General features: G+C 62.5%; 15 protein-coding genes. 9 read left to right on the top strand and 6 right to left on the bottom strand.

Annotated elements, in window-relative coordinates; translation table 11 throughout:
- Positions 1-7 precede the first annotated feature (7 nt).
- Genes GM658_RS20740 through GM658_RS20730 form a run of 3 tightly spaced genes read right to left on the bottom strand, consistent with a single transcriptional unit; the run spans position 8 to position 3,406 of the window.
- The gene (locus GM658_RS20740) at positions 8-1,609 is read right to left on the bottom strand and encodes an OmpP1/FadL family transporter (protein WP_155455963.1); all 1,602 of its coding nucleotides are present in this window, start codon (positions 1,607-1,609) and stop codon (positions 8-10) included.
- 10 nt (positions 1,610-1,619) lie between these two features.
- Complete coding sequence (locus GM658_RS20735; RefSeq protein WP_155455962.1) at positions 1,620-2,627, bottom strand: transporter; 1,008 nt, start codon at positions 2,625-2,627, stop codon at positions 1,620-1,622.
- A gap of 11 nt (positions 2,628-2,638) precedes the next feature.
- On the bottom strand, positions 2,639-3,406 hold the full coding sequence (locus GM658_RS20730; protein WP_155455961.1) for a C39 family peptidase: 768 nt from the start codon (positions 3,404-3,406) through the stop codon (positions 2,639-2,641).
- A gap of 439 nt (positions 3,407-3,845) precedes the next feature.
- On the opposite strand from GM658_RS20730, the gene GM658_RS20725 reads away from it, so the two are divergent.
- Genes GM658_RS20725 through GM658_RS20710 form a run of 4 tightly spaced genes read left to right on the top strand, consistent with a single transcriptional unit; the run spans position 3,846 to position 6,499 of the window.
- On the top strand, positions 3,846-4,361 hold the full coding sequence (locus GM658_RS20725) for a DUF6160 family protein (RefSeq protein ID WP_155455960.1): 516 nt from the start codon (positions 3,846-3,848) through the stop codon (positions 4,359-4,361).
- A gap of 43 nt (positions 4,362-4,404) precedes the next feature.
- Positions 4,405-5,151 (top strand): hypothetical protein, encoded by a 747-nt coding sequence (locus tag GM658_RS20720; protein ID WP_155455959.1) that lies wholly within the window; start codon positions 4,405-4,407, stop codon positions 5,149-5,151.
- A gap of 23 nt (positions 5,152-5,174) precedes the next feature.
- Positions 5,175-6,041, top strand: a complete 867-nt coding sequence (locus GM658_RS20715; RefSeq protein WP_229416995.1) for a DUF6160 family protein — start codon at positions 5,175-5,177, stop codon at positions 6,039-6,041.
- Positions 6,038-6,499, top strand: a complete 462-nt coding sequence (locus tag GM658_RS20710) for a hypothetical protein (protein WP_155455958.1) — start codon at positions 6,038-6,040, stop codon at positions 6,497-6,499. Before GM658_RS20715 ends, GM658_RS20710 begins: the two co-directional genes overlap by 4 nt.
- On the opposite strand, the gene GM658_RS20705 is transcribed toward GM658_RS20710, so the two are convergent.
- Positions 6,496-7,677, bottom strand: a complete 1,182-nt coding sequence (locus GM658_RS20705; RefSeq protein ID WP_229416994.1) for an MFS transporter — start codon at positions 7,675-7,677, stop codon at positions 6,496-6,498. The genes GM658_RS20710 and GM658_RS20705 overlap by 4 nt on opposite strands.
- Positions 7,678-7,781: 104 nt before the next feature.
- Here GM658_RS20705 and GM658_RS20700 point away from each other — a divergent pair, with 104 nt between their 5' ends.
- From GM658_RS20700 to GM658_RS20680, 5 genes are all read left to right on the top strand, one after another.
- Positions 7,782-8,828 (top strand): RNA-guided endonuclease InsQ/TnpB family protein, encoded by a 1,047-nt coding sequence (locus GM658_RS20700; RefSeq protein WP_155455957.1) that lies wholly within the window; start codon positions 7,782-7,784, stop codon positions 8,826-8,828.
- A gap of 72 nt (positions 8,829-8,900) precedes the next feature.
- Positions 8,901-9,614 (top strand): substrate-binding periplasmic protein, encoded by a 714-nt coding sequence (locus GM658_RS20695; RefSeq protein ID WP_155455956.1) that lies wholly within the window; start codon positions 8,901-8,903, stop codon positions 9,612-9,614.
- 61 nt (positions 9,615-9,675) lie between these two features.
- Positions 9,676-10,350: a substrate-binding periplasmic protein gene (locus tag GM658_RS20690; RefSeq protein WP_170298901.1), complete on the top strand. Its 675-nt coding sequence runs from the start codon at positions 9,676-9,678 to the stop codon at positions 10,348-10,350.
- Positions 10,351-10,355: 5 nt separating this feature from the next.
- Positions 10,356-11,852, top strand: coding sequence for a dipeptidase (locus GM658_RS20685; protein ID WP_155455954.1), 1,497 nt, complete (start codon positions 10,356-10,358; stop codon positions 11,850-11,852).
- Between the two features lie 141 nt (positions 11,853-11,993).
- A complete protein-coding gene (locus tag GM658_RS20680; RefSeq protein ID WP_229416993.1) occupies positions 11,994-12,935 on the top strand; it encodes a TraB/GumN family protein in 942 nt (313 codons plus the stop codon).
- Here the strand turns inward: GM658_RS20680 and GM658_RS20675 are convergent.
- Together GM658_RS20675 and GM658_RS20670 are read right to left on the bottom strand one after the other, a co-directional pair.
- A complete protein-coding gene (locus GM658_RS20675; RefSeq protein WP_155455953.1) occupies positions 12,932-13,267 on the bottom strand; it encodes a hypothetical protein in 336 nt (111 codons plus the stop codon). The two genes, GM658_RS20680 and GM658_RS20675, sit on opposite strands and share 4 nt — an antisense overlap.
- Positions 13,268-13,343: 76 nt before the next feature.
- Positions 13,344-13,742, bottom strand: coding sequence for a VanZ family protein (locus GM658_RS20670; protein ID WP_155455952.1), 399 nt, complete (start codon positions 13,740-13,742; stop codon positions 13,344-13,346).
- Positions 13,743-13,799 lie beyond the last annotated feature (57 nt).

The raw sequence follows: 13,799 nt of genomic DNA, 5'->3' as shown, positions 1-13,799 counted from the left end.
TTCGCTCCTAGAAATGTTCAACTAAACTGAATCCGAAATAACGGACCTTGATATCGCCCGCCACGTCATGGCCGGCATAGGGGTTGTAAATGATGTTGAGGAATTTGGTGCTGTTCATGTTGTCCGACGTTTCGGCCGGCGCGTCGAATTTGCCCTTCATGTAGGAACCGGTCAGGTTCAGCTCATAGCTCTTGTTGATGCGCCAGTTCAGGCCGACGCTATACAGCCTGGTGTCCGGCAGGGGGGCGATCAGGTCGATCTTGTTGAGCGGGACCGAGGACTTGCGCGGCTCGTAGCCAAAGCGCAGCGCCATGCCGTCGAAGGGGAACAGCTGCAGGCCGTAGCCGAAATTCACCACGCTCTTGTAGCCGCGCGGGATCTTCAGCTTGGTGGAGTCGGGAATGCCGTACAGGCGCGCCACTTCCAGCAGCTTGATGCTCTGGTCGAATTCAAACACCAGCTGGTTCCAGTCGCTCCAGTGCGCATAGCTGGCGTCCACGTTCAGCTGCACGTATTTGACCGGCTTGAACTTTACGCCGACCTGCACGTGCGAAGGGAAGGCGATGGTGGCCGACATATTCCCTTTCTGCACCTCCGGTATGTACTGCGGCAGGCCGAGGATGGCGCCGGCTACTGGCCCGAACAGGCTGGAGTTCAAGCCCTTGACGAAATTGCGCAGCATCGGCTGGGTGTCGAATTCGTACTTACCGGTATAGCGCGTTTTCGAACCGCCCTGGTAGACCGCACCAAAGGCGAACCACGGCGCCGGTTCCCACAGCACGCCCAGGTTCAGGGTCGGGTCGACCGGGGCCGTCATTTCCAGCCGCATTGCGGCCGCCGTCTTGAACGGGCTGACCATGCCTTCCTTGCCGCCGCCGCACAGGCCAAAACCGAAGACGTCGATGATGTTGCCGCCGTCTTCGGGACACCAGCCCTTCTGCAGGTTGCCGAAAATGCCCAGCAGCTGGTTGGGGAAGCGCATCTGCGTATCGACCACGAAGGCCGAGTGCGCAATCGGTACGCCGGCGCCGAAGCGCAGCGTGTCCGAATATTTGTAGCCGAAGGAGGGCGAGGCGTACACCAGGCGCTGCAACTGGACCTGGCGCCCGTCGAAACGGCCCGGATCGTTCGGATCCGTGGTGCGGTCAAGGCTGATCGCCTGCGCCATATAGGAATTGGTGGCGAAGGTCCATTTCGAGTCCGGGTTGTGCCAGGCGAAGCCCAGGGTCGGCACGACCACGCCGGGCAGGCGCCAGCCCGGCATGCCGTATGTCGGCACGTACATCGCTTGCCGCATCGGCCCCGTGCTGGTGCCGCTGATCGGGTCGTCCTTCCAGCCGCCGATGTCGAAATTATCGGGGCGGGTAAAGGTGGCGTTGGCGCGGATCGAGGCGCCGAACGCGGTGTGCTGCGTCAGGTCCCCGTCCAGGCGCGCCAGCCCGGCAGGATTGAAGTGCACCGAGTCGATGCCCGGTGGATCTGCCGTGACGGCATTGCCCAGCGCCATGGCCACCACGCTGGTGGTCAGGTTTTCCACCAGCGCAGCATGTGCGGGCAGGGCGCAGGAAATCGCAGCGGCACATGCCGCCATGCGGAGCGGGGCGCGCATCGCTGCCTCGTCAGAACGCCAGCGGCATGTTCAGGCCAACCGAGAAGTTCGGCGAGTCCGCGGTCAGGCCGATGCCGACCGACATATTGACCGTGTTCTTCGGCGACATGCGGTAGCCCATGCCGAAGTTCAGGATCGCCGAAGTCTGGGAAGCAGTCTTCACGTTCAAACCGTCGGCAAAACGCAACTTGGAGCCTTGCGAGATCGCGCCCTGGAAGGACATCGTTGTAGAAATGCCATACGACAGGGCATACGCGAAGCCCATGCCGAAGCCGAACTGTGTTCCCGGTGCCACACGGTTCAGCACGCGGGTGCCGTTGACCTGGTTCAGGCCCGTGGCCGGCGCGCTGGCGGTCAGCGAGACGGAGCCGAACAGCGCCACCGGATCGACGATGCGGTTGACGTTCATGCCCACCGACAGCGCGGCAACGCCGCTGCCGGTCGCCTCGCCGCTGCCGGCGATGATCTTGAACGGGCTGCGCCCGGTCGGCAGGCGCAGGTTGGTGAGGGCGGTGAAGTTGGCCGTGTCGCGGCGCGCTTCCCACGGCTGGAAGCGCGCGCCCAGGACCATGTCGCCCAGCGAGAAGGAAGTGTTGTTGCTGCCCCTGGCTTCCGCATATTTGCCGATCACCGGCAGGGTCACGTTGGCGGTCAGGTTGTCCAGCACCCCGTAGTCCACCGACAGGGTGTTGGTGACGACGTGCGACGACACGTTTTCGATCTCGAACAGGGTCAGGCCTTCGGCCGTGTAATCGGTGACGATCTTTTCCTGGCCGATGTAGCTGTAGTTCAGGTCATAGGTGAACTGGTACTTGCCTTTGCGGATCAGGGAATACTGCTTGTCGACCGCGGTCAGGGTCTCCTTCAACAAGGCGCTCTGGTCGCCTTCTCCTTCTTTCTTTGCCAGCGCATCGCGTGCCTTATCGGTGCTATTCGCTGCCGTGCTTTCCTGGGCGCCGGCGGTCGACTGCACCAGCAGCGCGGTGGCAAGCAATACAGGCAGGGTGACATATTTCATGCTCGATTTCCTTATTGACGGTGCATCCAGGTGCGTGCCGCACCAGAGTTGACAGCACGTTCCAGCAGTTGCGTGGAGTTGTTGAGGGGATCCAGCTGGCCATGGTTGGTGACGCGGTCCATGTCGACCACGCCCAGCTCCTGGTCATTCAGCGCCAGTTGTGCCGGCGCTTTCTGTCCGGCAGGCGCGGACAGGATGAATAAGGTGTTCTTGTCCCACAGCGTGGCGAATTCCTGCACCGAGAAGGCCAGGTTGCCGGCGGAAGGATCGGCGATGAAGACCACGCCGTTGCGCACGCCGCGCAAGACCACGAAGTGCTTGGCGCCGCCGTAGTCGATCGGCACGATGCCCGGTTCGTCCAGCGTCAGCAAGTCTTTCACTTCCGCCTTGTAGCCGGCGGCGGGCACATTGAGCGAGGCGGCGTAGCGCTTCATGTCCAGCAGCGAGAAGCCGCGGCGCTCGATGATTTTTTCCTTTTCGCCCTTTTCCAGCATGCCTTCCATGGCCTGCTGCTCGGTGACGTTGAGGCCGAGGTGGTACTTGAGGATGGTGACCAGGGCCGCCGAACCGCAGCTGTAGTCGTAAGCCTGGCGCACGATGTGGCGGTATTTGAGCTCGGAGTACGGTTCCATGCTGACCGATTGCGTATAGGCGCCGCCGCCCAGCATGGTTTGCGGCATTTCGTACTGGTCCCTGGGCCGGTCCTGGACCTCGTTGCGGGAGAGTGCAGCGCCGCCGCCAATCAGGGCGGCCAGCACCCCCATCAACAGCATCAGCATGGCAGCCCCCGATCGTTGGGGTAAGCGCTGCCCTTGCGCGTCGCGCGCGCGTTGATTCCTGCTCCCATGGCGTCTCCAAATAATGTGGACGAACGTTCGTCCTTGCTCTTTTGTTATTTATTTACGCATGTTTTGCGCGCCGGGAGCTTGAAAAAATTAGATGCACACCTCTACTTCGCGCATGAAACTTTATGCTAAAGCAAGCAACATGCTCGTAACAGCGCTCTTCCTCTGTGTGGCTCGCAGGGCCAAGTGTTTGGCTTGCACGGTCAATGCGAAACGCTAGACCCTGTGCGGCGGCGCCACCTATCATAAATTTAATTAATATTGCGACAATATTAAGACGGTACCTCGCCGCGCCGGACCCACCAGGATTGGACGTGGCAAGGGGGTACACAACAAGCAATCCCACACCCATTATTCGAACGGAGATAACGATATGAAAAGCATGACCGCCGCAGTAGCAATCGCCCTGTCCACCCTGGCACTGTCCGCTTCCGCCATGACCCCGATCAAAGACGCAGAACTGAGCGCTGTTACCGGCCAGGACGGCGTGTCGATCGGCGCCAACCTGAACGTGAACATCGGTTCCTTCGTCTACACCGACACCGATGCAGTGGACCCAGCCACTGGCCTGGGTGGCGGCTCGGTGAGCTTCAACAACATCAAGGTGACCGGCCTGGTGGCTGCCACCATCGACATCCTGTCGCAGAACTCCTTCCTGCAGGCTGCTTCCGCTGCCGGCGTGGTGTCGGCCGGCCCAGCCTACTACTCGGGCGGCGACGTGGTGCAGATCGCGATCCCATCGGACGTACAGGTCGACAACAGCAAACTGCTGAGCATCTCGGTGGATTCGATCAAGATGGGCCACAACATCCCTGGCAAGTCCTTCGGCTCGATGGCGATCAACCAGATCGACCTGCGCGGCACCCAAGTGTGGATCTGGGCACACTAATTCGCGGCGCGGCCGCGTGAGCGGCCGCTTTGCGACATCCTTGATGATGGAATCCCGTCTCTTTACGGCCGCGCTGGCGGCCGTCTTTTTCTGTGCGCCGGCTTGCGCGCAGCTGCGCCCCATGAGCGACGACGACCTGTCGCGCACACGCGGGCAGGGGCTGCTGGCGGTCAGCAACAGCACGCTGGGCGGCTTCGACTTCACCCGCATCGCGCTCGATGCGGACGTGCAGCTGAATGCCAGCTTGCGCAATATCCGCCTCGGCGATTACCGCTTTCCCACGCGTGAAGGGACGGGCGCCGACATCGACATGCCGCTGCTGCAGTTCGGGCAGAACGGCAGCAAGGTTTCGATCACCAATCCCTATTTCGAAGTCGTGTACCGCAACACCGGCGACGCCACGGCGCCGCGCGAAGTGATCGGCATGCGCATGGGCTTTGACAGCATCAGCGGCGACGTGGGCCTGAAGCTGAACAGCGTTTCCGGCTCCTTGCTGGTGAACGGCGTGGACGCCAACGGCCAGCCGACGACGATTGATTCGCATACCGATGCGGGCGGCGGCAAGCGCTGGGATGGCGCGGCCTCGCTGGTCGGGGTGCATGCGGGCGACGCCTCCGGGCCGAGCCGCGATTTCTGGATTTCCGTGCTGAAGACGGGCGTGCAGTTCCAGGCGCCGAGCGGCACGACGCAATTGCCGGACATGGCGCAGCAGGGCGTCTGGCTGAACTGGCGCGACAAGCTGGCGCAATTGCCGGCGATCGCGCCTGCGATGCCGGTGGCGGGGCACTGATGCTGCGCGCGCCTGGCTCGCGAATGTTGGCTGGATGCGCCGCCCTGGCGGCGCTTGCCGTCTTGGCCGGCCTGGCGCCGGCACAAGCCATGGCCGAAGGCCTGCGTCCGCTGAGCGACAGCGCGCTGTCCGACGTGCGCGGCCGGGACGGCGTCAGCTTCGACCTGAATGGCTATTCCCTGAACGGGGATTTGCGCGTTACCTATACGCGGCCCGACGGCGCCAGCATCTGGGCCGCCAACCCCAGCGCCTCGCGCAGCGACAGCGCGGTGCCGTTCTCCGATCCCTACCGCTTCGACATCGTCAGCAGCAATAACGGCCTGGCCGATGTGGCGCAATTCAGCCTGCCGCTGAACGCCAGTGGCGAGCAGAAATGGCAACTTGCCTACGATTTCGGCGTCAATGCGGACGGCATCAGCCGCGACGGCGGCGCGATCGTCGTGAGCGACCTGGCTTTCTACGGTGGCGGCTGGCAATTCTCCACCCCGCGCACGCAAGATGGCCTGGCACTGGGCGTGGCACTGCGCGCCGACATCGGCCAATGGGCGCTGCGCCCGAACGGGCGCGCCAACAGCGGCGGCCAGATGGCGCTCGATAATGTGCGCATCGGCGCCACCGATGAAAACGGCAACTTCACCGGCCAGCCATGGGTGATTGCCGACACTGCACGCCAGCCGGCCCTGATCAATGCGCAATCCGATGAAGCCGGCCCGCGCCTTCATATCAGCGTTGGGCCGCCCGATGCGCAATTCGGCAGCGGCCAGGCCGCCAGCGGCGGCATCGAAATCGGGAAAATCAGCTTCACCGCGCCGACCGGCAATGTGGACCTGGGTTCTTCGCGCATCGGCAATATCCAGATCAACTACCTCGATATCAAATTCCGCCAATGAAGAGACTAGCCGCCTTGCTGCTGTGCGTTCCGGCCCTGCTGCAGGCGGCGCCGTCCACGCCGCTGAATGACGAAGAGCTCTCCGGCGTCAATGCGCGCGACGGTATCAGTTTTGCGGCCCATATTTCCATCAACGATCCGACGCTGGTGGGCGCGGTGACGGACAGCCGCCTATCGCTTGGCTTCCATGATGGCGACGTGCCGCGCTACATCGTGTTGCGCAATGTGCGCGGGACGATCGACATGTTCGCCATCGGCCTTAGCGTGAAATCGCGTCCGGACGGCAATGGCGACTACATCGCCATCACGCTGCCGTCGCAAGTGCGCTACACCAACTTTGGCTTCGAATCAATGAGCGTGCAGAATGACCCTGCCGCCGCCGTCACCGGCAACCTTGGCAGCGTCAACGTCAACGGCAACCTGCAGATGCAGGGCGAATTCCGGATCTGGGCGCACTAGGCGCGGCGCTCGGTCATGAACAGCAGCAGCGCCAGCAGCGGGAACAGCAGGCCGGCCAGCAGCACGCCATGCCAGCCGTAATCGGCCCAGGTCCAGCCACCCAGCGATGAACCGAGCGCACCGCCCGCGAAAAAGATCGAGATATACAGGCCATTCAGGCGGCTGCGCGTCTCCGCGCCGAGGGCGAAGATGGCGCGTTGTCCCGTCACCAGGCAGGCCGTCACGCCCATATCCAGCACGACACCGCACAGCACCAGCAACACAAGCGCAAATTCGCGGCCGCCATGCACCAGCAGCGGGGCGCCGAAAGCGGCGGCGCCTGCCAGCAGCGCCCACAGAGTATTGGAGCGGCTCTTACCCTGGTCGGCCCGTTTGCCGGCAAGCGGCGAGACAATGGCTCCGGCCACGCCCAGCAGGGCGAACACCGCGATGCCGCTTTGCGACAGGCCGAAAGCGGGGCTGGCCAGCACCAGCGGCGCCGTGGTCCAGAAAAGGCTGAACGCGCCGAACATGCAGGCCTGGTAAGCCGCGCGCCGGCGCAGCACCGGTGTTGTGCGAAGCAACGTCCACATGGAGGCAAGCAATGCGCCATAGTGATAATCGCCTTCCGGCACCCGCTTCGGCAGGCGGAAATGCAGCACCAGCGCCAGCGTCGCGATGGCGGCGGTGGAGATGAAGAAGATCGCGTGCCAGCCAAAGGCATCAGCCACCAGGCTGGATGCCGGCCGCGCCAGCATGATCCCCATCAGCAGGCCGCTCATCACCGTGCCGACGGTTTGGCCGCGCCGCTCCGTCGCTGACAGGTGTGCAGCAAACGGCACCAGCACTTGCGCCGCCACCGAACAGAGGCCAATGCAAAACGCTGCCGCCAGAAATGCTGCAGCATTGCCTGCCAGCGCCGCCCCGAGCAGCGCCAGCGCAGTAGCGCCCAGCAGCGTAACGGCCAAGCGGCGGTTTTCCAGAAGGTCGCCCAGCGGAACGATGAAGGCCAGGCCAAGGCAGTAGCCGATTTGCGTCAGGGTGACAATCAGGCCCGCAGCGCCGGGATCGAGTCCGGTGGCGGCGCTGATCGGACCCACCAGGGGCTGGGCATAATACAGGTTGGCGGCAATCAGGCCGCTGGCGACTGCCAGCAGCAAGACCATGGCGGGAGTGATGTGGTGGTGCTCTTGTTTCATCAGAAGTGCTCCGAGAAACCCCGTCCTTCAGGGCGGGGAGTGAAGGGAGCCGACTCCGAAGGAGTCGCGCGCTCCAAATTAAAAATACTGTATAAAATTACAGTATGATTATCGTATGCCGTTATCGCGTGAAGTCGCTGAACGGACTGCTTAACCAGTGGGGCCGCGCGGTGAACTTCGTCTGGAATTACTGCAACGACCGGCAGAAAGATGCCTTGCGTTTCGGCCGCCCATGGCTCACCGGATTTGACTTGAACAAGCTGACGACTGGCAGCAGCAAGGAATTGGGACTGCATTCCGGTGCCATTAATGCCACCTGCGAACAGTTCGCGAAATCCCGCTCGCAACACCGGCGACCATTCCTTCGATATCGCGGTCGCAAATCCTTGGGTTGGGTTCCGCTGAAAGGACGCGACCTGCATCGGGAAGGTAATGCGTTTCGCTTCGCAGGCAATACTTTCCGCGTGTTCTACTCGCGCCCCCTGCCTGAAGGCAAGATTAAGGACGGAACCTGCTTTTCCTGCGATAGCCGTGGCAACTGGTTCCTTAATATCGTGATGGAGGTTGCTGACCCACCATTGCGTCCGATCGACCAAGGCGTCGGTATTGACTTGGGTTTGAAGGATCTTGCCACACTGTCGAATGGCAAAAAGGTTCCGGCTCTTGGACTTTACCGAGAGGCCGAGGCGGCGCTGGCGGTGGCGCAGCGAGCGCATAAACGACGGCGTATTAAGGCTATCCACGCGCGCACTGCTCGCCGCAGAATGGACTTCTTGCATAATCGAGCAGTGGAGATCGCCAAAGCTTTCGATCACATTGCTGTCGGCAATATCAATGCCAGTGGACTCGCCCAAACCAGCCTGGCGAAGTCCGTGCTTGATGCAGGCTGGTCGTCTTTCCGAAAAATGCTGGCGTACAAGGCCGTTAGGCATGGCGCGCGGTATATCGAAGTCGACGAACGCTTCACCACCCAGACCTGCTCGAACTGTGGCGCACTGCCCGATTCGAGGCCGAGAGGTATCGCAGGCCTTGGAATAAGAGAGTGGATGTGCAGTGATTGCGGTGCGGCACATGATCGTGATTTCAACGCTGCGAAAAACATTCTCCGTCGCGGACGTGCGACGCTGGTTGCAGGAATCTCCGTCCTTTAGGGCGGAGAGGACGTCAAGGCGGAGCAGGATAGCACCGAAACCAAAAGCCTGCTGGTGGGGTAATATTTCCCCATGAAAGCCAATTCCGTACTGTTCGCAGCACTCCTGGCCACTGCGTCGGCGCCCGCCGCCGAACTGGTCGTGCTGGTCGACACCAGTACCGAAATGCCCCTGGCCGATATCGATGGCGCCCGCCTGCGCGGCGGCATCCATTTCGACCTGGCCAAGGCGCTGGCGCGCAAATTGAACCGCGACCTGGTCACCCAGGTCCTGCCGCGCAAGCGCATTGCGATGGCGCTGGATTCGGGCCAGGGCGATCTGCTTTGCCTGTACCTGCCGCAATGGCTGCCGGGCCACTACCAGTGGACGCAGCCCTTCTTCCCGCAAACCGAATTGCTGGTGAGCGCGCTCAACGCGCCGGCGCCGCAAGACCTGCTGGACCTGGCCGACCGGCCGATCGGCACGGTGCTCGGCTACAGCTATCCCGAGCTGGAGGTGGCGCTGGGCATGCATTTCCGGCGCGCCGACGTGAGCTCCAACGCCATCAACCTGCGCAAGCTGGCGGCCGGCCGCATCGCGCATGTGGCCACCATCAAGATTTTCTACGACTACCGCCTGCGGCAGGGGGATAAGCTGAGCGTGCATCCGCCGCTGGCGATCCGGCAGTACCTGACGCGTTGCGCCTTGTCGCATAACAGCAGCGTCACGCTGGAAGAGGTCAATAATGCGATCGCCGAATTGGTCGATGAGGGAGCCATCGCCAGAATCCTGTCCAACTATCAATAATTGGATCGGTTAATATCCCTGCATGAAGGTGATTTGCACATTGCTATTTTGCTGCCTGGCCATGGGATTGGCACAAGCGGGCCAACTGAAAGTCCTGGTCGCGACCAGCGTCGACATGCCCATGGCCGATATCCGCGACGGCAAGCTGGTTGGCGGTGTCCACCTTGACCTGGGCAAAGCACTGGCGCTCAAGCTGCACCGCGAGCTGGTGACCGAAGTCCTGCCCCGCAAGCGGCTTGCACAAGCTATGGAATCTGGCCGCGCCGACATCCTGTGCACTTACCAGCCCGAGTGGCTGGATGGGCGTCACCAATGGACGCAGGCGTTTTTCCCGCAATCGGAATTGCTGGTTTCGGCAGCGTCCTTGCCCCGGCCCCATGCGCCGGCCGACGTGCGCGGCCAGCCGGTGGGCACCGTGCTTGGTTTCGCCTACCCTGAAATGGAGCATGCGCTGGGCAGCGATTTCATTCGCTCCGATGCCCCTTCGGCGCAGGCCAATTTGTGGAAGTTCCAGCTTGGCCGTGTCCATCACATGATTGTCGACAAGGCGTTTTATGACTATCAGTTACAGCAGGGCGCGAAATTCGCTGCCCATCCGCCGCTGGTGCTCAAGCAGCAACTGACGCGCTGCGCGCTTTCCGTCCGAAGCAGCGTGCCGCTGGCGGAAGTCGAAGCGGCCATTACCGAATTGCTGCGCGAGGGCGCCATCAACCACATCCTGTCCAACTACCGATAAACACAATGATCAAGAGACTCGCACTATCCGCATTGCTGGCCTGCGCCACCGCCCAAGCCGCCACCCCGGTCAGCCCCGCCGCCACCGCCGCCGCGCGCCACGCCCGCCAGGCTTACGGCGAAAAGGTGATCGGCAGCCTGGCCACCATGGTCAGCTTCAACACCGTCGCGGACGAGAAGGTACCGTTCGAGAAAAACCCGCAAACCATCGGCTTCAAGCGCTTCATCAGGCAGGAAGCGAAGGACCTGGGGCTGGACTTTAACGATTACGGCTATGTGATGGTGGTGGGCCTGGGCGAGAGCAAGGAACGTGTCGGCGTGATCACGCACGGCGACGTGCAGCCGGTCGACCCCAGCAAATGGAAGCAGTCGCCGTTCAAGCTCGATCGCACCAGCGAACCTGGGCTGCTGCTGGGGCGCGGCACCGAGGACGACAAGGGCCCGATCGCCACGGCCATGTACGCGATGAAGGCGATCAAGGACCGCAAGGTGCCGCTGAAAAAACGCATCGAGCTGTATATCTACATGGCCGAAGAATCGAACTGGGGCCCGCTGGAAGCCTTCCTCAAGGAGCACACGCCGCCGCAAACGAATATCACCATCGATGCCGAATATCCGGCCGTGACGGCGGAGAAGGGCTGGGGCGCCGTGCGCGTGACCTTGCCTGACATGCCGTCCGCGCCGGGCAGCACACCGCTGGTCGCCAGCTTCACCGGCGGCTTCTTCGATAGCCAGATTCCGGAAGACGCGCGCGCCGCAATCGACAACGCCGATGCCCAGCTGGAAGAGGCCATCCGCGCCCGCGCCGCGCAGCAGAAAGGCATGCAGTATCAATACGCATGGCAAGGCAAGCGCCTGGCGATTAGCGCCAAGGGCCTGTCCGCGCACTCGTCCAAGCCGGAAGACGGCGTGAACGCCATCGCCATGCTGGCCGACGCGCTGAACGTGCAGCACTGGGGCGGCAGCCAGGCCGGCATGATGGTCGATTTCGTCAACGACATGATCGGCACCAGCCTGACCGGCGAAAAATTCGGCAAGATCGCCTACGCCGATGAATTCATGGGCCCGATGACGGTGTCGCCGACTACGCTCAAGCAAACGGACAAGGGCCTGACCCTGGGCATCAACCTGCGCCGCCCGCGCGGAAAAACGACCGCCGCACTGACGTCGGAAATCAATGCCGCTTTCGAGGCCTGGAAGGAAAAGAACCAGCCGCGCGCCACGCTGGCCGCGCAGATTGGCGAACCATGGGTGCAGGACAACGCACCGCAACTGCCGACGCTGATGAAGGTGTTCTCGCACTACACCGGCATCCAGGATGCGAAGCCGATTTCCATCGGCGGCGGCACCAATTCGCGCCTGTTCCCGCGTGCGGTCAGCTTTGGTCCTGCCATGCCGGGCAAAGTCTACACCGGCCATTCCGAGCACGAGTTCATAACGGAAAAACAACTAATGCTCAACCTGGAAATGTATACGGCCGTCCTTGTGGAATTGGCGCAATAGTTTGCGCAAAAGTGGGCATTTCTTGACGAAACGAGTATTGCCTTACGGCAGCAATTAACCGTACCATGGGCAACAAGGCTTTCGCAGCGGAAGCCTTCAGCCCATGCCTGGCTGCGACACAGGCATCCTTGAAAAGATGCCATGTTCCGCAAGCTTGCCTTCCTGACTGCATTGACCTTTTCCCTGTCGGCACACAGTATGGATATGAGTATCCCGCCGGCGCCTGCCGCCGCGCCCGCGGATGCGATCCAGCTCAACGATGTGCCGCGCCGCGGCGCGCTGTATCGCGTGCACCACGAGGGCAAAACTTCTTACCTGTTCGGCACCATCCACGTGGGCAAGCAGGACTTTTTCCCACTGGAGCCGCAAGTCACCGAAGCGCTGGCGAAATCCAGTTCACTGGTGCTGGAACTCGACGTGCGCGCCAGCGGCCCTTACTACCGTGCGCTGGAGCGCCACGGCCAGTATCCGGCCGGCCACACCATCAGTGAACACCTGTCGCCTGCCGCGCTGGCCAAGCTGCAGCTGGCGCTGGACAAGGTCAAGCTGCCGCTGACGAGCGTCGAGCACTACCGCCCCTGGGTGGTGGCGAATATCCTGGTGGGGCAGGAGATCGAGAAGAGCGGCTTCAACCGCGGTTTGGGCGTGGAAAGCTATTTGCTGAGCAACGCCGCGCAGCAGAAGAAGCCCCTGCAGGAACTGGAAACCGCCGATTACCAGCTGAGCCTGTTCGGTGCGATGGATGACGCGCAGCAGGAAGCCTACCTGCTGGAGAATATCGCCGATATCGAAAGCGGCGCGGCGCTGCGCAAATCGGCCGGCCTGGTCGAAGCCTGGGGCAAGGCCGACGCCAGCCGCATCGCAGCGCTCACGCGTGAGCTGACCACGGGCGACACCGTCTCAGCCCGCTTCATGGACGCTACCTTGCTGGGCAAGCGCAATCCCGAGATGGCCGCCAGCATCGAAGCCATCATGCGCAAGGGCGACGCCTTCATCGGCATCGGCCTGCTGCACCTGGTGGGTGATAAAGGCGTGCCGGCCTTGCTGCGCCAGCACGGCTACCAGGTTGAGAAGGTTTATTAATATTTCGGGCTGGCGTTCAGCGCGCCATTCGAATAGCGGACGTTGTCGCCCACGCGATAGCTGGGCATGCTGTCCACATTGATGGTTTCGGTCGAGCCGTCCGCTTTCTTCACGACGACACGGTAGCCGCTGCCGGCGCCGGCCGCCGCCGCGCCCACTGCGCCGCCGGCCGACATGGAACCGGCCGGGTCGATGGATTCCACCACGCCGTCCCAGTTGGCTGCGGTCTGGTTGGCGGTACTGCCTTCATTCATGCTGGCGGTTTTGTTGCTGCTGTCATGGGCGCAACCCGCCAGGGCCAGGCTCACCAGCACAATTACGGAAAGTTTCATACATCCTCCCCAAAAGTTAGCGATAAGGTCCGCGCGCCGGGGAAGTGTACGCCCTTATGCAAACCGCCGACGCACGTCAAGCGGCCGGGCGTTTGCGCAGGCTCCACAAGGCCCACATCAGCGTCGAGGCAATGATCGCGGCTGCCATGTCGACCAGCCAGTCATCGACCGAGCCGTGGCGGTAGGGGAAGAAAGTCTGGATGAACTCATCGATGGCGCCCATGATGGCGACGCCAAACACGGCCTTCAGTGCGCGCTGCGCCGGCACACCCTGGCAGCCGGTGAACAGCAGGAAAGCAAGCCCGGAGTAGCCGCAGCTATGCAGGACCACGCCGCTGGCGTACTCGGCAGCTTCAGCGCGTGCGCCGGGAATCGAGCCGATGATGCAGTTGAGAACGAAGAGCGTGATGGCGCCCCAGAAGCGCAGGCGCGCATGGTCGTCGCTGAGGAACAGCCGGGTCAGGAAATTTTGCATGGACGGGAAGGTACCACAGAAGCGGTTGCGCCGGCACAAGGCCGGCGCACCTTCTGC

The sequence above is a fragment of the Massilia eburnea genome, from assembly GCF_009720745.1.
In the GTDB taxonomy this organism is placed as follows: domain Bacteria; phylum Pseudomonadota; class Gammaproteobacteria; order Burkholderiales; family Burkholderiaceae_D; genus Rugamonas; species Rugamonas eburnea.
Note: the sequence above shows the minus strand (reverse complement) of the source record. Positions and strands in the feature narration are given on the sequence as shown.